Here is a 19,681-nt window from a genome sequence, read left to right as displayed (position 1 = left end):
GATGCGCTTTATGCGCCGCACCTGGCTTAGCCGTGCCTGACGATGGCGCGTCGCCCCCTGTGGGGACACCACCATGAACTACGAACCAAGGAGTATGTCCGTGAAGAGCACCGTCGAGCAGCTGAGCCCGACCCGGGTCCGGATCAACGTCGAGGTGCCCTTCGAGGAGCTGAAGCCCGACTTCGACAAGGCGTACAAGGCGCTGGCCCAGCAGGTCAAGATCCCCGGCTTCCGTCCCGGCAAGGCTCCGGCCAAGCTGATCGAGACCCGGGTCGGCCGTGGCGCCGTGCTCGAGCAGGTCGTCAACGACGCGCTGCCGAACAAGTACGCCGAGGCCGTCGAGACCGCCGCGGTCAAGGTCATCGGCCAGCCCGAGATCGAGATCACCAAGATCGAAGACGGCGAAGAGCTGGCGTTCACCGCCGAGGTCGATGTGCGCCCCGAGATCGCCCTGCCCGATTACTCGGGCATCGAGGTGAGTGTCGATTCCTTCACCATCGGCGACGACGACATCGAGGAGCAGCTCACCTCGCTGCGTCAGCGCTTCGGCACCCTCACCGGTGTCGAGCGCGCCGTGGCCGATGGCGACTTCGTGTCGATCGACCTGTCGGCCACCGTCGACGGTGAAGACGTCCCCGAGGCGGCCACCACCGGCCTGTCGCACGAGGTCGGTTCGGGTCAGCTGATCGAGGGTCTCGACGAGGCCGTCATCGGCCTGAAGGCCGGCGAGTCCGCCGAGTTCACCTCCACCCTGGTGGCGGGTGACCACGCGGGCAAGGAAGCGTTGATCACCGTCGCAGTGCAGTCGGTGAAGGAGCGCGAGCTGCCCGAGGCCGACGACGAGTTCGCCCAGCTGGCCAGCGAGTTCGACACCATCGACGAGCTCAAGGAAGACCTGAAGGGTCGCGTCGAGCGCGTCAAGAAGGTCGAGCAGGCCGGTTCGATCCGTGACAAGGTGCTCGACACCCTGCTCGAGACCGTCGAGGTCCCGCTGCCCGAGGCCGTCGTCAAGGCCGAGGTCGACGCCGTGGTCCACGACGCCGTGCACGGTTTCGACCACGACGAGGCCAAGCTGGCCGAGGCGCTCGAGGCGCAGGGCTCCTCCCGCGAGGAGTTCGACAAGGACACCCAGGAAGCCGCCGAGAAGTCGGTGAAGACCCAGCTGCTGCTCGACGCCATCGCCGAGGCCGAGAACACCCAGGTCGGCCAGCAGGAGCTGACCGAGCGAATCCTGTTCCAGGCACAGCGTTACGGCATGTCGCCGGAGCAGTTCATCCAGCAGGTGCAGCAGGCCGGTCAGCTCGGCGCGGTCTTCGCCGACGTGCGACGCGGCAAGGCGCTGGCCGGGGTTGTCGGTCAGGTGAAGGTCACCGATTCCGACGGCAACGTGGTCGACACCACCGAAATGTTCGGTGACCCGGCGGATTCCGCTGAGGCCGAGCAGGTCGAAGCCGCTGCCGAGTAAGTTTCGACGGCGTGATTTGATTGCGCACGTGAGGAAGCGCAGCGAGCGAACCAGCCGCGCAGCGCGCCTCGCGCAGAGTGAAATCGAGCGTAGCGGGATTGCGCTCTGAGCGAAGAAGGGCGGTACCGGGAGTTCGGTGCCGCCCTGCTTCGTTAGTGTTTGTGACGACGAACCGTATTCGTATGGCCGTAGCAATCGGTGAGAAGAGAAGGCAGGTATCCGTGACGATCAACCAGGCAGGGGTCATGACAGCCGCTACCGCTGGACTCAACCTCAGTGATTCCGTGTACGAACGGCTGCTTCGCGAGCGCATCATCTTCCTGGGCACCCAGGTCGACGATGAGATCGCGAACAAGATCTGCGCGCAGATCCTGCTGCTCTCGGCCGAGGACGCGACGAAGGACATCGCGCTCTACATCAACTCGCCCGGTGGCTCGGTCACCGCGGGCATGGCCATCTACGACACGATGCAGTTCGCCGAGTGCGACATCAAGACCGTCGCGATGGGTCTGGCCGCATCGATGGGACAGTTCCTGCTCACCGCGGGCACCAAGGGCAAGCGTTTCGCGCTGCCGCACACCCGGATCATGATGCACCAGCCGTCGGCGGGCATCGGTGGTTCGGCGGCCGACATCGCGATCATGGCCGAGCAGTTCGCCCACACCAAGCGTGAGCTCAACGAGCTGCAGTCGCTGCACACCGGCAAGTCGGTGGAGCAGGTGACCGAGGACGCGGACCGCGACCGCTGGTTCACGGCGAAGGAAGCCCTCGAATACGGCTTCATCGACCACGTGGTCGCGCACGCGAACCAGGCGAAGTAACCGCCGCCGTCCCCCCTCACTCGAGACAAGCTTGGAGATAAAGATGGCCAACCTCTTCGACCCGCGTGCTGGACACGGCGGCTCCGCAGCCGGCCTGCCCCAGTCGCGCTACATCCTGCCGCAGTTCACCGAGCAGACTTCGTTCGGCGTCAAGACCTCCGACCCGTACAACAAGTTGTTCGAGGAGCGGATCATCTTCCTGGGCAACCAGGTCGACGACGTCTCGGCCAACGACATCATGGCGCAGCTGCTGGTGCTGGAGTCCCAGGACCCCGACCGCGACATCACCATGTACATCAACTCGCCCGGTGGTTCGTTCACCGCGCTGATGGCGATCTACGACACCATGCAGTACGTGCGCCCCGACGTGGTCACGGTCTGCCTGGGTCAGGCCGCCTCGGCCGCCGCGGTGCTGCTGGCCGCCGGTGCCCCCGGCAAGCGTGCCGCGCTGCCCAACGCCCGCATCCTGATCCACCAGCCGTCCTCCGGCGGTGTGCAGGGTCAGGTGTCGGACCTCGAGATCGCCGCGGCCGAGATCGAGCGGATGCGTCGCCTGATGGAAGTCACCATCTCGCGCCACACCGGCAAGTCCGAGGAGCAGGTCCGCAAGGACACCGACCGGGACAAGATCCTGACCGCCGAGGAAGCCAAGGAATACGGCATCATCGACCAGGTCTTCGACTACCGCAAGCTCAGCGGACAGAAGTGACACGCCCGGGCCCGCTGTCCGTGATCTGGGCGGCGGGCCCGGCTTTTCCACCCGCGGTGCCGCACAATGGTGAGGACCCGCACAGCACTGAAGACAAACATGCGCGAGTTGTCGACCTCATTCGCGCACAACAGGTACGGTCGACTCAGGGACCATTGCTCTGATTGACGGCACCGAGACGTATTTCCGGCCCAATCGGGGGACGACGGTCGCACTCGGACAAGGAAGTAGGGACCTACGAGATGGCGCGCATCGGAGACGGCGGCGATCTGCTGAAGTGCTCATTCTGCGGAAAGAGCCAGAAGCAGGTCAAGAAGCTCATCGCGGGCCCCGGGGTATATATCTGCGACGAGTGCATCGATCTGTGTAACGAGATCATCGAAGAAGAGTTGGCCGAGTCGAGCGAAGTGAAGCTCGACGAGTTGCCCAAGCCTTCGGAGATCCGGGATTTCCTGGAGAACTACGTGATCGGCCAGGACACCGCGAAGCGGACCCTCGCCGTCGCGGTCTACAACCACTACAAGCGCATCCAGGCGGGCGACAAGGGTCGCGACAGCCGCGGTGAGACCGTGGAGCTGGCCAAGTCGAACATCTTGATGCTCGGCCCCACCGGTTGCGGCAAGACCTACCTGGCCCAGACGCTGGCCAAGATGCTGAACGTGCCCTTCGCCATCGCCGACGCCACCGCGCTCACCGAGGCGGGCTATGTCGGCGAGGACGTCGAGAACATCCTGCTGAAGCTGATCCAGGCCGCCGACTACGACGTCAAGCGCGCCGAGACCGGCATCATCTACATCGACGAGGTCGACAAGATCGCCCGCAAGAGCGAGAACCCGTCGATCACCCGCGATGTCTCCGGCGAGGGTGTGCAGCAGGCGCTGCTGAAGATCCTGGAGGGCACGCAGGCGAGTGTGCCGCCGCAGGGCGGTCGCAAGCACCCGCACCAGGAGTTCATCCAGATCGACACCACCAACGTGCTGTTCATCGTGGCGGGTGCCTTCGCGGGCCTGGAGAAGATCATCTCCGACCGCACCGGCCACCGCGGCATCGGCTTCGGCGCCGAGGTGCGCTCCAAGGCCGAGGTCGACACCGATGACCACTTCGCCGACGTGATGCCCGAGGATCTGATCAAGTTCGGCCTGATCCCCGAGTTCATCGGCCGTTTGCCCGTCGTCGCCTCGGTGACGAACCTGGACAAGGAATCGCTGGTCACCATCCTCTCCGAGCCGAAGAACGCGCTGGTCAAGCAGTACGTGCGGCTGTTCGAGATGGACGGCGTCGACCTCGAGTTCACCACCGATGCCCTGGAAGCGATCGCCGATCAGGCCATCCTGCGTGGCACCGGCGCTCGTGGCCTGCGCGCCATCATGGAAGAGGTCCTGCTGCCGGTGATGTACGACATCCCGGGCCGCGACGACGTCGCCAAGGTGGTCGTGAACGCCGACACCGTCATCGACAACGTCCTCCCGACGATCGTGCCGCGCAAGGCGCAGCGTCCCGAGCGTCGCGAGAAGTCGGCGTAACAAACCAACGGCAAAGGGCCCCTTCGGATCTGATCCGAAGGGGCCCTTCGCTGTGCTGTGCTGGGGGGGGTAGGGAGCGACTACTTGGTGGCCAGATCGCCCAGGCTCGGCGCTGCCAGCGGATCGTCGCCGTCGTCGGCGGGGATGTCCGCGCTGGCACGGGCGATCGCGGTGCTGTAGCGGGCGCTGGCGGCGTTGTGGATGAGCAGTGCCACACCGATCATCACCGGGGCCACCGCGTGCACAGCGGCGTCGTACCAGTGCTGCGCACTCAGGTGCGGGTAGGTGTTGAGGGCGATGGTCAGTGTCAGCAGGAACAGCTCGGCGATCAGCACCTGGTTGCGGTTGCCCATCACGCCCCACTCGGCCACCCGGGTGGTGCCGATCATGATGATGATCAGACACACGCTGATCATCGCCTCCAGGCCGAAGCTGGCCCAGTAGAGCGGGTCGCTGGGGCCGCCGGGCGCGATGTTGTGCTGGACGTTCACCGCCGACCACAGCATGCCCACGATCACCACGCCGGCCAACCCGCGCAGCGACCAGGTGCGGTGCTGGTACAGCGAGGCGAGGCGGGCCCGCGGGTTGGACTCGCGGCGCTGCGCGGCGATCGCCTTGCGGGCCAGCATCAGGTCCGACATCTCGGCTCGCTCGAGCTCCGCGGTGGTGTCACGCAGGCGGTCGGCGTGCGAGGAGGCGGCCTTGATCTGCTTCCAGCGCTGATCACGCTCGTAGGTGCGGATCTTCTCGGCGAGTTCGCGCTCGGCGCGCAACTCGTCCTCGGACAGCGCGTCGGTCAGTGCGGGATCGGACTGATAGGCGATGCGACGCCTGGCCCGTTCCACGCGCACGGGCAGTGCGGTGACCTCGTGATCGAGCGGGTGTTCCTCGCGCATCGCAACTCCAGGTAGCAAAAGGGTTCGCCGGGTCGCGTCATTGTTGCGCATCGAGCGGGGGTAGCACACCCGCGGGCCCGAATTACTCGACTCGGAGGCGCTGAAAATGTCTGTCGCACAACTGTGTAGCTGTCGGTGCGCCAGGACGGGAGACGGTGACGACCACTCGGGAGGCGGTCGCGCCCGGGGTCGAGGAGCGTCGTTGATCCTCCGTGGTTCGCCGTTGAACCTTGATCCCGTAAAAGTGCTTCTGATGGTGTTTCGTTGCTGGTCAACGTGGTGTTACGGGGCCGGGAAATGGGTGTCCTTTCGTCCGTTTGGTCCGTCTCGGGAGGCCCTTCACAGATAACGACGGGTTCGGCGCGCAAAACTCATCGGCGTATCCTCGCGGTGTGTCGGACTGGTGCTGCCGATTTCGTGCTGTTTACTCGGTCCGGTCAATCAGATGTTCGAGTGACGAGTGGAAGCGGAGGAGACATGGCACTGCCTACGATGACCGCCGAACAGCGCACCGAGGCGTTGGCCAAAGCGGCTGCCGTGCGCAAGGCGCGCTCGGAACTGATCGGCAAGGTGAAGGAGGGCAAGGTCACCGTCGCCGATCTGCTCAAGAAAGCCGACAGCGACGACCTGGTGAAAAAGACCAAGGTCGCTGCCGTGATCAAGGCACTACCGGGCGTTGGCCCGGTCAAGGCTGCCAAGCTGATGGATCAGGCCGAGATTCCCGAGGATCGCCGCATCGGCGGCCTCGGTGCTCGGCAGCGCGCGGCACTGCTCGACGCCCTCGAGGCCTGAGCCGATTCGCGATCCGACGCCCGTGGAGAGGGACGCACGGGCGTCGGGATGGTCCGGAAGTGCTGGGCAGTAGGGTGATTTACACGCAGTAGGTCAGCAGGAAGTCGTTGATCCGCAGGCGCCATCCCGGTTGCAGTTCGATCGGGAGGGTGCCCACGCGTGACCAGCGTTCGCTGTCGGGGGCGGCGAAGAAGGTTCCGGAGGTCGCGGGGGCCTCGCGGACGAACACCTTGCCACGGTCGGGGGCGACGAAGGCATGGACCCGTGAGACGAGCCGATCGCGTTCGATCAGTATCGGCGTCGCCGCGGAGGCGCGGACCGATTCTTCCCCCGAGGGGTTGCGGCCGAGGACGTAAGGCCGGTCCAGTGGGTAGCTGAGCCCGTCTTCTGTGACCAGAGCGCCGCGCGAACTGCTGTGGGGCGCTGTGCCTTTGTTCAACGCCACCGGTTCGGCACGGGGTGCGGCATCGAGGGCTTGGGACCAGGCGCGGGGTGCGTTGGCGGCGGGGGAGTTGCGGGGGCCGGTGCTTACGGTGACACCGTCGCCGGTCGACGGCCGCGAGCCCGTGCTCACCGTTTCGCTGTCGGGTTTGCCCGCGTCGGGCTGGAAACCCGAGGTCGCGGGTTGGTCGGGTGCCGGTGCCGGGAATCCCGCGGTGGCCGGAAGCGCGTCGCCGGTGTCGGTGGGTTGCGCGGTCGGGGCGCGCAGGGCTTGGAAGCCGGTGGCCTCGGTCGGTGCGGGTTCGTCGATGGACTCGACCCGGCGGGGCTGGGGATTGCGGCGTCGGCCCATGTTGAGCACGAAGCCGTTGCCGGTGACGATGCCCGCGCGGAGGTCGGTGCGGGGGTTGGCACTGGTGGGGTCGGCCATCTCGGCGCCGACCGCGATCCGGCGGACCGGTTCGCGGATGATCTCGTCGACCCAGGTGAAGGCCCGGTCGCCGGCGAGGCGGCGATTGCCCTCCGCGCCGGAGATCTCGGCGATCACCGCGCCGCGCAACAGGATCAACATGCCGTCGGCGGTCGGGGCGAGCACGCCGAAAGGCGGTGGGGCGGAAGCGCCGCCGAAGACCACGCCCGCCAGCCGCTGTGCCAGTGCCGCGCCGGGTGCGCTCGCTGCCGTGTTGTTGGCGACGGTTTCCACCGCGCCGAGTAACCGGTCGGTCGACGGCGTCTCCCCGGCCAGATAGACGACGACATCGCCGAATCTGGCGACGATCCCGGTCCCCGGCACGATGGCCACGGTGGACGAATGCGCGTGCATCAACGCCTCCTTGTCGGACTGGCTTTCACCGCAGCCTCGGCCGACCCCCCGGTGCGGCAGACCGCGACCGAGGTCTCCGCCGTCAGCATAGATGGCCCGGCGCTTCGGGATAAGGTCCGACCGCGAACTTCGAACGACGTTCGTGCCAAACGACGTTCGTCGCCCGCGTAGAATCGGCGCATGAACGCCGCACCCGTCAGTCGCCGGGCCCGACCGGCGAAAGTCCCCTTGAGTCGGGACCTCGTCATCGAGACCGGCCTGCGAATCCTCGACACCGACGGCTCGACCGCGCTCACCATGCGCCGGGTCGCCAAGGAACTCGATACCGGCGCCGCGTCGCTGTACGTCTACGTCGCCAATCGCGACGACCTGCTGACCGGCATGCTCGACCACGTTTTGTCCCAGGTCCCGGTGCCCACCGAGGGCGACTGGCGCGCCCGGGTGACCCGGTTGGTCGAGACCGCGATCGAGGCCCTCGGCCGCCACGACGGTCTGGCGCTCGTCGCCTTCGGGCGGTACCCGACCACCGAACACGCCCTCACCCTGATCGAAGAGCTTGTGACCCTCCTGCGCGAAGGCGGCCTCGACCCCTCGACCGCCACCTGGGCCGCCGACCTGATCTACCTGCACATCGCCGCCGAGGCCGCCGAGAATTCCGGCGCCCCGGACTCGGCCCACCGCGCCGATATCTCCCGGCGCTCGGCCGAGCCGCCCATCCATCGCTTCCCGATACCACTCGACCGGCAGACCCACCGCAGCGACGGTGACGCCCGCGCCCGGTGGGCCCTGCGCGCGCTGCTCAACGGAATCGTCGCCACCCCGGTGGATGCGCGATGACCGGCCGCGACCAGCCGGGTGATCTCAGCCCGGTACTGTCCGCCGGCGCGGAGCCGACAGCTCCGCGCACGACCACCGACAGTGGTGCCGCGGGCGCGCAGACCGCACAGCCGCCCATCCGACGGCCGGTGGTCGGTGGACCTGTCCGCCTCGCGCGCGAGGACGAGATCGCGGCGCTGCAGGAGATCGAGCGGCGCGCGGGTGCGCCGTTCGCCGAGGTGGGCATGACCGCCGTCGCCGAGGACGATCCGCCGCCGCGAGAGGTCCTGCGGGCCTTCGTCGTCGAGGGGCGTGCGTGGGTGTGGCCCGACGACGACGATCATCCGGTCGGCTACCTGGTTCTGGGCCTGGTCGACGGCCAGCCCCACGTCGACCAGGTCTCGGTCGACCCGGCCTACGCGGGCGCGCGGATCGGCAAGCGGCTGATCGACCACGCGGTGCGTTGGGCGAAGGACCTCGGCTACCACGAGATCACGCTCACCACGTTCACCCAGGTCGCGTGGAACGGCCCGTACTACGAACGCCTCGGATTCGCCTACCTTCCCGCGGCCGACGAACCGCCGGGCCTGCGCGCGATCCGCGCCACCGAACAGGCCAACGGCCTCGACGCATGGCCACGCGCGTCCATGCGCGCCGAGCTCGCGAGGTGGAGATTCGAGTAACGGCGGCGAGGGGCCTGCGCCGAGCAGGCCTTGCGGGCGCTCGGAGCAGCTTGGCTCAGTTGATGATCGCGGCGTGCCTGGCGAAGGCGGCTTCGGCGGCGGGAGTGGCGGCTTCGCGGTCGGTGTCGACCAGGCCGATGCGGGTGCGGCGGTCGAGGAGGTCGTCGATGGTGAGGGCGGCCTCGTGGGTGATGGCGAAGTCGAACTCGGCTGCGGTGACGTCGATTCCCGGGGCGACCGGTTCCGCGAGGGCGGGGTCGGCGAGCCAGGCGGAGACGATCCGGCCTGCCTCGCTGCCGTAGCGCTCGATGAGCACCGGTGGGGCGTCGATGCGGTCGCGGGCCGCGCCGGCGACCGCGCCGACGAGGGGCAGGCGGGTGGTGCGGCACGGGGCGGCTGTGAGCGCTGCCCGGGTGAGCGCCGCGTCGACGGCGTCCTCGGCCATCCGGCGATACGTGGTGAGCTTGCCGCCGACGACGGTGATCAGGCCGTCAGGGGAGGTGAGGACCGCGTGTTCGCGGGAGATGTCGGCGGTGCTGTCGTCGGCGGTTTTGAGCAGCGGGCGCAGGCCGGCGAACTTGCCGCGGATGTCGGCGCGTGTCAACGGTTCCCGCAGGGCGGTGTTGATGGTGTCGAGCAGGAAGTCGATCTCGGCCTCGGTGGGCTGGGGCTCGTCGGGGATCGGGCCCGGTGCGTCCTCGTCGGTGAGGCCCAGGTAAACGCGACCGTGGGCGGCGGGCATCGCGAAGACGAACCGGCTGATGCTGCCCGGCACCGGCACCGTCAGCGCGGCGCTGAGGCCACCGAACGCCGCGGCGTCGAAGACGAGGTGGGTGCCGCGACTGGGCCGCAGCTCGATGCTGTGGTCGACCTCGCCCGCCCACACACCGGTGGCGTTCACGACCGCGCGCGCCCGGATCGTCAGGGTCTCGCCGGACAGGGTGTCGCGCAGGTGGACCGAATCGCCGGTCGCCGCCACGGCTTCGGTTCGGGTGAGAATCGTCGCGCCTGCCCGGGCCGCCGTGCGAGCCAGCGCGACGACCAAGCGCGCGTCGTCGACCAGCTGACCGTCCCATGCCTGCAATCCGCCGCGTAGCCCGTCTCGTCGCACGGTCGGCGCCGCGCGCAATGCCTCGGCGGCGGTGACCCGGCGTGAGCGGGGCAACGTGTCGGCGGCGGTACGGGCCGCGATGCGCAGCGCGTCGCCGGCGGCGAAACCCGCACGGATGAGCGAACTCTGGCCCGGTCTGATGCCGGGCAGCAACGGAACGAGCTGGGGCAACGGGCGTACCAGGTGCGGTGCGGTGGTGCGCAACAGGATGCCGCGTTCGACCGCGCTCTCGTGCGCGATCCCGACCCGCCCACTCGCCAGATACCGCAGGCCACCGTGTACCAGTTTCGAACTCCAGCGACTGGTACCGAACGCGAAGTCGTTGCGCTCCACCAGGAGTGTGCGCAGACCGCGCGCGGCCGCGTCGAGGGCGACGCCGGTTCCGGTCACGCCGCCGCCGATCACCACCAGGTCGACCTGGGGGTTCTCACCCAGCGCGAGGAGGTCGGCGGTGCGTCGCGCGGCGTCGAGTGCGGCGGAGGGGGAATCAGGAGTCATCACAGTCCTTGTCGGGTAGCGGGAGTAGGTAACCCTCGACAGCCCTGGACAATTCGGCGTCGAACTCCGCACCGGCCAGCAAAGACTCCACCGTGCCCGCCGACTGCACCGCCGACTGGGTGATGAGCAGCAGCATGGTGGCCATGTGCTCGGCCTCGCCCGCCCGGATCGACCCGTCTTGGTGGCCGAGCCGGATCATGGACGCGAACAGTGCGATCAGCGTGCGCTGATTGCGGCCCAACCGGCCGAACACATAGGTGAGCATCAGGTCGGTGTCGGTGCGGAAGATCTTGGCGAACACCGCGTTCGCCCGAATCGCCGCCGCCCCCGCCACGATGCCGTGGACCAGCCGATCCCGGCCGAGGCCGGTGTCGGGCATGGTCGAGGCGACGATCGTGCGCAGTTCACGGACCAGTAGCTCGGCGATCAGCGACCCGGTGTCGGGCCAGCGGCGATAGACCGTCGGCCTACTCACCCCGGCCCGCCGCGCCACCTCGGTGAGCGTGGTTCGGCGAACACCGAAATCGACGACGCAGGCCCGCGTGGCATCGAGAATCGCCACGTCGGTGGGCGAAAGCTGGTCAGCGTGGGTCGCTAGGTCGATCATCGTGCTTCACCGCCGGTGTGTCGGTGGCGCCGGGTCACGGCGCCACGGTCGAGCTGGAACCGCCCAAGGGTATCGAGCGGACCAGCGGGGTTGCCGCCGCGAACGACCGGTAGTGACATCCGACAGCGGGGGGATGTCGACTCTGGGACATGTCGTGGGTTACTGCTTGACATTATATGTCATTATGTAACGCATGGTCGAGACGCAACGCGAACAATCCGGGTCTGCCACCGTGGCGCCGAGCATGGTGTGGGACGCCTGGGGCGTCGCCGCCGGTCATCAGCCGCTGTCGGCACACATCCGTGGCCTGCTCACGCAGGTGTTCGGGATCTCGGGCGAGCCGGCCATGCGCCGCGACGAGAGCGATGTGCCGCTGGTCCCCACCACCCTCACGGCCGCCGATCGGACCGGCCTGGCCGAGATCGTCGGTGACGAACATCTCACGACCGCCGATGTCGACCGGCTCCGACACGCGGGCGGCAAGAGCACCCCCGACCTGCTGCGCCGCCGCGCGACCACCCCGCAGAACGCCCCGGACGCCGTCGTGTTCCCCGCCGACCATCCGCAGGTCCTCGCGATGCTGGAGTACTGCGCCGCGCACAGCATCGCGGTCGTCCCGTTCGGTGGCGGAACCAGCGTGGTCGGTGGCGTCGAGCCGGTGCGTGGGCAATTCGACACCGTGATCGCGCTCGACCTGCGCAGGCTCGACACCCTCACCGCGGTCGATCCGGCCAGCGGCACCGCCACCCTCGGCGCCGGACTCACCGGCCCGCAGGCCGAGGAACTGCTCGGCGCGCACGGGCTCTCGCTCGGGCACTTTCCGCAGAGTTTCGAATTCGCCAGCATCGGCGGCTTCGCCGCGACCAGGTCGTCGGGTCAGGCATCGGCCGGCTACGGCAGGTTCGACGACATGGTCGAACGCCTGGTGGTCGCCACCCCGCAGGGCACCCTCGACCTCGGTCGAGCGCCCGCGTCGGCGGCCGGACCCGACCTGCGCGAATTGTTCGTCGGGTCGGAAGGCGCGTTCGGTGTCATCACCTCGGTCACGGTGCGGGTGCATCCCGTGCCGGAAACCGTGGGCTACCAAGCCTGGTCGTTCCCCGATTTCGCCACCGGTGCCGCCGCGCTGCGCAGTGTGGTGCAGGCCGGGGCGGCGCCGACGGTGATGCGGTTGTCCGACGAGGCCGAAACAGGGTTGAACCTGGCCCGCTCCGCCGATATCGGTGGCAACCCGGTGTCGGGCTGTCTGGCCATCACCACCTTCGAGGGCAGCGCGGCGCATGTCGCCGCGCGATCGGGCGAGGCGAGTGCGCTGCTGCTCGCCGCGGGCGGCACCGCGCTCGGCGAGGCGCCCGCGCGGCAGTGGGAGCACGGCCGGTTCGCCGCGCCCTACCTGCGAGACGCGCTGCTCGATGTCGGAGTGCTGTGCGAGACGCTCGAAACCGCCACCAGCTGGGCGAATCTGGCGAATCTCAAAGAGAAGGTCACCGGCGCGTTGATGGAGGCGCTCGCCGCGCAGGGCACCCCCGCGCTGGTCATGTGCCACATCTCGCACACCTATCCGACCGGGGCGTCGCTGTACTTCACCGTCGTCGCCAAACAGCTCGACGATCCGATCAAGCAGTGGCGCATCGCCAAATCCGCCGCGAGCGAGGCGATGGTCGCCGCCGGTGCGACCATCACCCACCACCACGCCGTCGGCGCCGACCATCGTCGGTGGATGGATGCCGAGATCGGTGACCTGGGGGTTCGGGTATTGCGTGCGGTGAAGCGCGAACTCGACCCCACCGGGGTGCTCAACCCTGGGAAGCTGGTGCCGTGAACGAACATTCGGTGCGGCGGGTAGTGGTTGTCACGAACCCGCATTCCGGGTCGGGCCGCGGCGACGGTGTCGCCGAGACGGTACTGACGGAACTGCGCTCCCGTGGGGTCGACGTGGTCGAGGTGCGGGCGCCGAGTGCGGACGAGTCGGTGACGCGGGTCAGGACGGCCCTCGCGGGCGCCGATGCTCCGGACGCGGTGATCTGCGTCGGCGGCGACGGGCTGATGAACGTGCTCTTGGCGGCTGTCGCGCACAGCGGGGTCCCGCTCGGGCTGGTGCCCGCGGGTACCGGCAACGACCTGGCGCGTGAATTCGGCATACCGACCGGTGACGCGCGGGCCGCGGTCGAGATCGTGCTGGGCGGACGAACCCGCACCATCGATCTGGGGCGTATCGAATCGCCCGACGCCGGGCCCATCTGGTTCGCGACCGTGGTCGGTACCGGTTTCGACGCGCGAGTGACCCTGCGCGCCAACAAGATGCGATATCCGCGCGGGCCCCTGCGCTACACCGCGGCCGCGGTCGTGGAGCTCATGCGGGGCTACACCCTGCCGTTCCGGATCGAACTGTCCGGACTCGCGCCGGGTGTGCTCGACAATCCGCCCGACTCGCACGTGGTGATCCTGACCGACGCGGTGATGGCGCCGATCGGCAACACCCGTACCTACGGCGGCGGGATGCTGGTGTGCCCCGAGGCGCTCGCCGACGACGGGTATCTCGACATCACGGTGGTCGGTGCGGTGTCGCGGCTGGAGATGGCGCGGCTGTTGCCCGCGTTGTCGTCGGGCAAGCGGATCGATCATCCCGCCACGAAGCGATATCGGGCCCGGCGGATCACCGTGAGCGCCGAGGGTGGGTACGCGACCGCCGATGGTGAGCCCGCGGGGATGTTGCCGGTGACGGTGCAGGCGATGCCGGGCGCGTTGAGCGTGCTCGTGCCGTGAGCGCCCGTCGATCAGGCCGCGTCGAAGGCGATGCGCGACACCGCGTGCAGCGTCGGACGGTCGATGATCACCACCGAGGTCGATGACAACGGCTCTGGGTTCGGCGACTGGGTGGTGTCGCGGGCTCCGAGGGAGTCCATCATCGCCTCCCAGCGGCGGCAGTGCGCGGTGAAGGCGAGGCTGTTGACCCTCCTGCCACGGCTGATCTGACCGGATCTGGCCTGCTCCGCGGGCACATCGATGAGCACCATGTGCAGTTCGCGGTGCCACCGCGCGGCCCAGCGGCTGATCAGGCGCCGACTCCAGCGCATCGTCGCGCAGTCGTGGACGGCCACCGGGCCGTTGTTGTCGCGGAGCGCGTCGCGGATCGCGCGGTAGTGCGCGACGTGGACCAGGGGGCGCCACAGGCAGTACGGCGCCCAGCCCAAGCGGTGGCGCAGCCGATTGCGCGTGTGGTTGGAGTCGAGTATCAGGGCACCGGAGGCGGTCCGCACCGGATGTTCGGCGTCGGGGCCCGCGCCGAAGAAGCGGTGCAGCGCGGTGGACTTTCCCGCGCCGGGGACACCGGCGAAGACCAGCACCGTGGTGCTCGGATAGCGCAGTTCTTCGACCTCGCTCGCGCGTAGGTCCACCAGGGCGATCGGGGTGATGATCTTCGGAGCCGATGGCGGCACGGGGGATAAGGTATCGAGCGGGGGCGTCACCCTCTCCAGGGTCCGGTAAAGCGGACAAAACGGCAATCGGGGGTCGCCCGGATATTCACGTTCGAGGCTTGGGGGACAAGGGTTTCCGCGTGTCGTCGTGGCGCGTCACAGGCATTGCCGACCAGCACAGGGGCGAAGCTGAGAATTCCATATGGATTCTGCTGAGTGGGATCGATCGCCGGTAGGATCACTGGTGTAGACGGAGTCTTCGGTGTCCCTCATCCACCGAAGATTCCGTCTTTTTTTGTGCTGGGGTAGGCGGGAAAAAGCTGGTTGGCGCCTCCCCTTAGGATTGGGACGTGACCAGCGCAGCCCCTGACAACTCGCGTAATCGTGCCGATGCCCTGCCCAAGAGCTGGAACCCCGGCGAGGTAGAGGCCGACCTGTACGAGGGCTGGGTAAACGCCGGGTACTTCCGCGCCGACGCCGCCTCGGGCAAGCCGCCGTACTCGATCGTGTTGCCGCCGCCGAACGTCACCGGCACCCTGCACATGGGCCACGCGCTCGACCACACGATCATGGACCTGCTCACCCGCCGCAAGCGGATGCAGGGCTACGAGGTGCTGTGGCTGCCGGGCATGGACCACGCCGGTATCGCCACGCAGACGGTCGTGGAGAAGCAGCTGGCCGCCGACGGCAAGACCAAGGAAGAGTTCGGTCGCGAGCTGTTCATCGACAAGGTGTGGGACTGGAAGCGCGAGTCCGGCGGGCAGATCCAGGGGCAGATGCGTCGCCTCGGTGACGGCGTCGACTGGAGCCGCGACCGCTTCACCATGGACGAGGGCCTCTCGCGTGCGGTGCAGACGATCTTCAAGCGGCTCTACGACACGGGGCTGATCTACCGCGCCGAGCGCCTGGTGAACTGGTCGCCGGTGCTGCAGACCGGTATCTCCGACCTCGAGGTGGACCACAAGGAGGTCGACGGCGAGCTCGTGAGCATGCGGTTCGGCTCGCTGGACGACGACGAACCACACGTCATCGTGGCCACCACCCGCGTGGAGACGATGCTCGGTGACACCGCCGTCGCGGTCCACCCCGATGACGAGCGCTACAAGGCCCTGATCGGCACCACGCTCTACCACCCGATCACCGGCCGCCAGATCCCGATCGTCGCCGACGACTACGTCGACCCCGAATTCGGTTCCGGCGCAGTGAAGATCACCCCCGCGCACGACCCCAACGACTTCGAGCTCGGCCTGCGCCACGGCCTGCCGATGCCGACGATCATGGACAAGGCGGGCCGGATCGCCGACAGCGGCACCGAATTCGACGGCATGGACCGGTTCGAAGCCCGCGTCAAGATCCGCGAACGCCTCGAGTCCGAGGGCCGTATCGTCGGGCGCAAGTTCCCCTACAAGCACCAGGTCGGTCACTCGGAGCGCTCCGGCGAGCCGATCGAGCCGCGCCTGTCGATGCAGTGGTGGGTCAAGGTCGACACCCTCGCCAAGGCCGCGGGCGACGCGGTGCGCGAAGGCGACGTGAAGATCCACCCGGCCAGCCAGGAACCGCGCTGGTTCGACTGGGTCGACAACATGCACGACTGGTGCATCTCGCGTCAGCTGTGGTGGGGCCACCGCATCCCGATCTGGTACGGCCCCGAAGGCGAGATCGTGTGCCTCGGCCCCGGCGAGGAAGCGCCCGAAGGCTGGGTGCAGGACCCCGACGTGCTCGACACCTGGTTCTCCTCGGGTCTGTGGCCGTTCTCCACGATGGGCTGGCCCGACTCCACCCCTGAGCTGTCGAAGTTCTATCCGACCAGCGTGCTCGTCACCGGTTACGACATCCTGTTCTTCTGGGTGGCCCGGATGATGATGTTCGGCATGTACGTCAGCGACGATCCGGCGCTCACGGCCGGTAAGGGCGCCCAGAAGCAGGTCCCGTTCGAAGACGTGTTCCTGCACGGCCTGATCCGCGACCAGCACGGCAAGAAGATGTCGAAGTCGCGCGGCAACGGCATCGATCCCCTCGACTGGATCAACTCCTACGGCGCCGACGCGCTGCGCTTCACCCTGGCCCGCGGCGCCCAGCCCGGCGGCGACCTGTCCGTCGGCGACGCGCACGCGCTGGCCTCGCGCAGCTTCGTCACCAAGTTGTTCAACGCCACCAAGTTCGCGCTGATGAACGGCGCCCGTACCGGCGAGCTGCCCCCGCGCGAGACCCTCACCGACGCCGACCGCTGGATCGTCGACCGGCTCGACGCGGTCCGCGCCGAGGTCGACACCGCGTTCGACGCCTACGAGTTCGGCAAGGCCTGCGAGGCGCTCTACCACTTCGCGTGGGACGAACTCTGCGACTGGTACCTGGAGCTGTCCAAGGTACAGTTCGCCGAGTCCGACGCGCGCGCCGAGAGCACCGCGGTGGTGCTCGGCAGCGTGCTCGACGCGGTGCTTCGCCTGCTGCACCCGGTGATCCCGTTCGTCACCGAGACCCTGTGGAAGGCGCTCACCGGCGGCGAATCGGTGGTGATCGCCCCGTGGCCGCAGGCCAGCGGCATCGCCACCGACGAGCTCGCCGCCCAGCGCGTGGCCGATACGCAGCGGTTGATCACCGAGATCCGCCGCTTCCGCGGCGATCAGGGGCTGGCCGACAAGCAGAAGGTGAAGGCCACGCTCGTCGGGATCGACGAGGCCGGGCTCGGTGGATTCGCCGACTCGGTGGCCAACCTGGCCCGTCTCACCGAACCGGGCGCGGACTTCGCCACCACCGCCGAGGTGGAGGTGCGCCTGTCCGGCGGCACCGTTACCGTGCAGCTCGACACCTCCGGCGCGATCGACCTCGATGCCGAGCGTCGCAGGCTGGAGAAGGATCTCGCGGCCGCGCAGAAGGACCTCGACACCACCACGGCCAAGCTCGGCAACGAGGCCTTCCTCGCCAAGGCGCCGCAGCCGGTCGTCGACAAGATCACTGCTCGTCGGGATGTGGCCACGGCCGAAGTCACGCGCATCGGCGCGCGACTGGCGGAGCTGAGCGCCAAATGAGCGATCTGGGCCCCGGCGATGTCGACCCCGACGATGCCGAAAGCGGCGACTTCGGCGGTACCGGCTATCAGGAGGCCCGACTCGACACCGGGCCCTCGCCGGTCGACCTCGCCGAAATGGCGCTGGTGGAGGCCGAACTCGACAAGCGTTGGCCCGAAACCAAGATCGAACCCTCGCTCACCAGGATCGCCACCCTGATGGATCTGCTGGGCAACCCGCAGAACAACTATCCGGCGATCCACGTGGCGGGCACCAACGGCAAGACCTCGGTGACCAGGATGATCGACGCGCTGCTCACCGCGCTGCACCGGCGCACCGGCCGGATCACCAGCCCGCACCTGCAGCTGGCGACCGAGCGGATCAGCATCGACAACGCGCCGATCAGCCCCGCCGACTACGTGGCGACCTATCACGAGCTCGCGCCCTATATCGGCATGATCGATCAGCGCTCCGCCGAGACCGAGGGCCCGGCGATGAGCAAGTTCGAGGTGCTCACCGGCATGGCCTACGCCGCGTTCGCCGAAGCGCCGGTCGACGTGGCCGTGGTGGAAACCGGGATGGGCGGCACCTGGGACGCCACCAATGTGATCCACGCACAGGTCGCGGTGATCACCCCGATCGGCCTCGACCACACCGAATACCTCGGCCCCGACCTCGAGTCGATCGCCAAGGAGAAGGCCGGAATCATCAAGCGCGCCCCCGAGGCGCTGATCCCGACCGACACCGTCGCCGTGATCGCCCAACAGGAGCCCGAGGTGATGGACGTGCTGCTGCGCCGGGCCGTCGCCGAGGACGCCGCGGTGGCCCGCGAGGGCGCGGAGTTCCGGCTGCTGGAACGGGCCGTCGCCGTCGGCGGACAGCTGCTCACGCTGCAGGGGCTCGGCGGTGTCTACGGCGAGATCTTCCTGCCGTTGCACGGTGAGCACCAGGCCCGCAACGCGTCGCTGGCGCTGGCCGCGGTCGAGGCGTTCTTCGGTGCCGGAGCGGATCGTCAGCTCGATATCGAGGCCGTACGCACCGGTTTCGCGAGCGTCGCCAGTCCGGGGCGGATGGAACGGATGCGCAACGCGCCCACCATCTTCGTCGACGCTGCCCACAATCCGGCGGGCGCGCAGGCGCTGGCCAAGACGCTCACCGGCGAGTTCGACTTCCGCAAGCTGGTCGGCGTGGTCGCGGTGCTCGCCGACAAGGACGCGGCCGGGATTCTCGACGCGCTAGAACCGGTCTTCGACGAAATCGTCGTCACCAGCAACGGCTCACCCCGGGCCATGGACGTCGACGCACTCGCCGACCTGGCTGTGCAGCGGTTCGGCGACGAGCGAGTGATCACCGCCGAAACGCTGCCCGACGCGCTGGAGTCGGCGATCGCGCTGGCCGAGCAGGCCGGCGACGAAGGCGACGTGATCTCCGGCGCCGGCGTGATCGTCACCGGGTCGGTCGTCACCGCGGGCGCCGCGCGCGCACTGTTCGGAAAGGGCCCGGCATGAGCGGTCAGCGACCGGACGAGAGTGATCACGCAGATCGCCCGGGCACGCCGGATGGTTCCAGCACGAGCGAGGTTCCGCCTCCTGCCACCGACCCGTGGAAGGGTCTGCGCGGGGTCATGGCCGGCACGTTGGTGCTTGAGGCGATCGTGGTGCTGCTGGCGCTGCCGGTGGTCGCCGATGTCGGCGGCGGTGTCACGTGGTTCTCCGGCACCTATCTCGTGGTGCTCTCGGTGCTGATGATCCTGGGCGCGGGCGTGCAGCGTAAGCCGTGGGCGATCCCGTTCAACCTGGGCCTTCAGGTGCTGTTGCTCGCCGGCACGTTCATCCACCTGTCGATCGGTATCATCGCCGTGGTCTTCATCGCGGTGTGGGCGTTCATCCTCGTCCTGCGCTCGGACGTCCAGCGCCGCATGGATGCGGGTCTACTCCCCAGCCAGCGGATACGTTCGAAGTCCTGACGGTTGCCGGGGGACGCAGGTCTCCTCCCCTCCGAAGAATGCGTTCGAAGCCCGAACAGCTCGAGGGCCCGATCGGCGTGCCGACACGGCCGACGCTAGGGTT

Annotated in this window: 17 protein-coding genes; 12 read left to right on the top strand and 5 right to left on the bottom strand. The window is 68.3% G+C overall.

The genetic code is table 11. The features are described 5' to 3' along the window. Positions 1-100 precede the first annotated feature (100 nt). From tig to clpX, 4 genes are all read left to right on the top strand, one after another. Entirely contained in the window at positions 101-1,465 is a 1,365-nt protein-coding gene (tig, locus tag ACFWUR_RS22520) for a trigger factor (protein WP_378909325.1), read from the top strand. 245 nt (positions 1,466-1,710) lie between these two features. Beyond that, positions 1,711-2,286 carry an ATP-dependent Clp protease proteolytic subunit gene (locus ACFWUR_RS22515; RefSeq protein ID WP_056821854.1) on the top strand — a complete coding sequence of 192 codons (576 nt, stop codon included), beginning with the start codon at positions 1,711-1,713 and terminating at the stop codon, positions 2,284-2,286. A gap of 43 nt (positions 2,287-2,329) precedes the next feature. Further along, entirely contained in the window at positions 2,330-2,995 is a 666-nt protein-coding gene (locus ACFWUR_RS22510; protein WP_358072840.1) for an ATP-dependent Clp protease proteolytic subunit, read from the top strand. Between the two features lie 242 nt (positions 2,996-3,237). Further along, positions 3,238-4,518 (top strand): ATP-dependent Clp protease ATP-binding subunit ClpX, encoded by a 1,281-nt coding sequence (gene clpX / locus ACFWUR_RS22505; RefSeq protein ID WP_378909324.1) that lies wholly within the window; start codon positions 3,238-3,240, stop codon positions 4,516-4,518. A gap of 80 nt (positions 4,519-4,598) precedes the next feature. Here the strand turns inward: clpX and ACFWUR_RS22500 are convergent, their stop codons facing one another. Beyond that, the gene (locus tag ACFWUR_RS22500) at positions 4,599-5,414 is read right to left on the bottom strand and encodes a hypothetical protein (protein WP_378909323.1); all 816 of its coding nucleotides are present in this window, start codon (positions 5,412-5,414) and stop codon (positions 4,599-4,601) included. Positions 5,415-5,891: 477 nt separating this feature from the next. Between ACFWUR_RS22500 and mihF the strand changes: the two genes are divergently transcribed. Beyond that, on the top strand, positions 5,892-6,206 hold the full coding sequence (mihF, locus tag ACFWUR_RS22495) for an integration host factor, actinobacterial type (protein WP_019045768.1): 315 nt from the start codon (positions 5,892-5,894) through the stop codon (positions 6,204-6,206). Positions 6,207-6,285: 79 nt separating this feature from the next. On the opposite strand, the gene ACFWUR_RS22490 is transcribed toward mihF, so the two are convergent. Beyond that, positions 6,286-7,470 (bottom strand): FHA domain-containing protein, encoded by a 1,185-nt coding sequence (locus ACFWUR_RS22490; RefSeq protein WP_378909322.1) that lies wholly within the window; start codon positions 7,468-7,470, stop codon positions 6,286-6,288. 180 nt (positions 7,471-7,650) lie between these two features. Here ACFWUR_RS22490 and ACFWUR_RS22485 point away from each other — a divergent pair, with 180 nt between their 5' ends. Both ACFWUR_RS22485 and ACFWUR_RS22480 read left to right on the top strand, forming a co-directional pair. Further along, positions 7,651-8,307: a TetR/AcrR family transcriptional regulator gene (locus ACFWUR_RS22485; protein ID WP_378909321.1), complete on the top strand. Its 657-nt coding sequence runs from the start codon at positions 7,651-7,653 to the stop codon at positions 8,305-8,307. Next, the gene (locus ACFWUR_RS22480; RefSeq protein ID WP_378909320.1) at positions 8,304-8,969 is read left to right on the top strand and encodes a GNAT family N-acetyltransferase; all 666 of its coding nucleotides are present in this window, start codon (positions 8,304-8,306) and stop codon (positions 8,967-8,969) included. The genes ACFWUR_RS22485 and ACFWUR_RS22480 overlap by 4 nt, the downstream gene beginning before the upstream one ends. 55 nt (positions 8,970-9,024) lie before the next feature. On the opposite strand, the gene ACFWUR_RS22475 is transcribed toward ACFWUR_RS22480, so the two are convergent. Both ACFWUR_RS22475 and ACFWUR_RS22470 read right to left on the bottom strand, forming a co-directional pair. Next, positions 9,025-10,578, bottom strand: a complete 1,554-nt coding sequence (locus ACFWUR_RS22475) for a glycerol-3-phosphate dehydrogenase/oxidase (RefSeq protein WP_378909319.1) — start codon at positions 10,576-10,578, stop codon at positions 9,025-9,027. Beyond that, positions 10,568-11,185, bottom strand: a complete 618-nt coding sequence (locus tag ACFWUR_RS22470; protein WP_378909317.1) for a TetR/AcrR family transcriptional regulator — start codon at positions 11,183-11,185, stop codon at positions 10,568-10,570. Before ACFWUR_RS22470 ends, ACFWUR_RS22475 begins: the two co-directional genes overlap by 11 nt. Before the next feature lie 193 nt (positions 11,186-11,378). Here ACFWUR_RS22470 and ACFWUR_RS22465 point away from each other — a divergent pair, with 193 nt between their 5' ends. After that, complete coding sequence (locus ACFWUR_RS22465; protein ID WP_378909316.1) at positions 11,379-13,007, top strand: FAD-binding oxidoreductase; 1,629 nt, start codon at positions 11,379-11,381, stop codon at positions 13,005-13,007. Then, on the top strand, positions 13,004-13,951 hold the full coding sequence (locus ACFWUR_RS22460; RefSeq protein ID WP_378909314.1) for a diacylglycerol kinase family protein: 948 nt from the start codon (positions 13,004-13,006) through the stop codon (positions 13,949-13,951). The genes ACFWUR_RS22465 and ACFWUR_RS22460 overlap by 4 nt, the downstream gene beginning before the upstream one ends. 11 nt (positions 13,952-13,962) lie before the next feature. Here the strand turns inward: ACFWUR_RS22460 and ACFWUR_RS22455 are convergent, their stop codons facing one another. Beyond that, positions 13,963-14,625, bottom strand: coding sequence for an AAA family ATPase (locus ACFWUR_RS22455; protein ID WP_378909313.1), 663 nt, complete (start codon positions 14,623-14,625; stop codon positions 13,963-13,965). A 329-nt stretch (positions 14,626-14,954) separates the two neighbouring features. On the opposite strand from ACFWUR_RS22455, the gene ACFWUR_RS22450 reads away from it, so the two are divergent. The 3 genes from ACFWUR_RS22450 to ACFWUR_RS22440 all read left to right on the top strand — a co-directional run bounded on the left by ACFWUR_RS22450 (position 14,955) and on the right by ACFWUR_RS22440 (position 19,578). Next, positions 14,955-17,633, top strand: coding sequence for a valine--tRNA ligase (locus ACFWUR_RS22450; protein WP_378909312.1), 2,679 nt, complete (start codon positions 14,955-14,957; stop codon positions 17,631-17,633). 116 nt (positions 17,634-17,749) lie between these two features. Next, positions 17,750-19,120 carry a bifunctional folylpolyglutamate synthase/dihydrofolate synthase gene (locus ACFWUR_RS22445; RefSeq protein WP_378909448.1) on the top strand — a complete coding sequence of 457 codons (1,371 nt, stop codon included), beginning with the start codon at positions 17,750-17,752 and terminating at the stop codon, positions 19,118-19,120. Beyond that, positions 19,117-19,578 carry a DUF4233 domain-containing protein gene (locus ACFWUR_RS22440; RefSeq protein WP_378909310.1) on the top strand — a complete coding sequence of 154 codons (462 nt, stop codon included), beginning with the start codon at positions 19,117-19,119 and terminating at the stop codon, positions 19,576-19,578. The genes ACFWUR_RS22445 and ACFWUR_RS22440 overlap by 4 nt, the downstream gene beginning before the upstream one ends. The last annotated feature ends 103 nt before the right edge of the window (positions 19,579-19,681 follow it).

Origin of the sequence: Nocardia sp. NPDC058633 (genome assembly GCF_042717045.1) — a bacterium.
Taxonomy (GTDB): Bacteria; Actinomycetota; Actinomycetes; order Mycobacteriales; family Mycobacteriaceae; genus Nocardia.
This window is presented reverse-complemented; position numbering and strand designations above follow the sequence as displayed.

Excerpts from the sequence above, each read along its gene's own strand:
- ACFWUR_RS22515 (WP_056821854.1), top strand. The coding sequence starts at position 1,711 with ATGACAGCCGCTACCGCTGGACTCAACCTCAGTGATTCCGTGTACGAA.
- ACFWUR_RS22510 (WP_358072840.1), top strand. The coding sequence starts at position 2,330 with ATGGCCAACCTCTTCGACCCGCGTGCTGGACACGGCGGCTCCGCAGCC.
- clpX (WP_378909324.1), top strand. The coding sequence starts at position 3,238 with ATGGCGCGCATCGGAGACGGCGGCGATCTGCTGAAGTGCTCATTCTGC.
- ACFWUR_RS22500 (WP_378909323.1), bottom strand. The coding sequence starts at position 5,414 with ATGCGCGAGGAACACCCGCTCGATCACGAGGTCACCGCACTGCCCGTG.
- mihF (WP_019045768.1), top strand. The coding sequence starts at position 5,892 with ATGGCACTGCCTACGATGACCGCCGAACAGCGCACCGAGGCGTTGGCC.
- ACFWUR_RS22490 (WP_378909322.1), bottom strand. The coding sequence starts at position 7,470 with ATGCACGCGCATTCGTCCACCGTGGCCATCGTGCCGGGGACCGGGATC.
- ACFWUR_RS22485 (WP_378909321.1), top strand. The coding sequence starts at position 7,651 with ATGAACGCCGCACCCGTCAGTCGCCGGGCCCGACCGGCGAAAGTCCCC.
- ACFWUR_RS22480 (WP_378909320.1), top strand. The coding sequence starts at position 8,304 with ATGACCGGCCGCGACCAGCCGGGTGATCTCAGCCCGGTACTGTCCGCC.
- ACFWUR_RS22475 (WP_378909319.1), bottom strand. The coding sequence starts at position 10,578 with ATGACTCCTGATTCCCCCTCCGCCGCACTCGACGCCGCGCGACGCACC.
- ACFWUR_RS22470 (WP_378909317.1), bottom strand. The coding sequence starts at position 11,185 with ATGATCGACCTAGCGACCCACGCTGACCAGCTTTCGCCCACCGACGTG.
- ACFWUR_RS22465 (WP_378909316.1), top strand. The coding sequence starts at position 11,379 with ATGGTCGAGACGCAACGCGAACAATCCGGGTCTGCCACCGTGGCGCCG.
- ACFWUR_RS22445 (WP_378909448.1), top strand. The coding sequence starts at position 17,750 with ATGGCGCTGGTGGAGGCCGAACTCGACAAGCGTTGGCCCGAAACCAAG.
- ACFWUR_RS22440 (WP_378909310.1), top strand. The coding sequence starts at position 19,117 with ATGAGCGGTCAGCGACCGGACGAGAGTGATCACGCAGATCGCCCGGGC.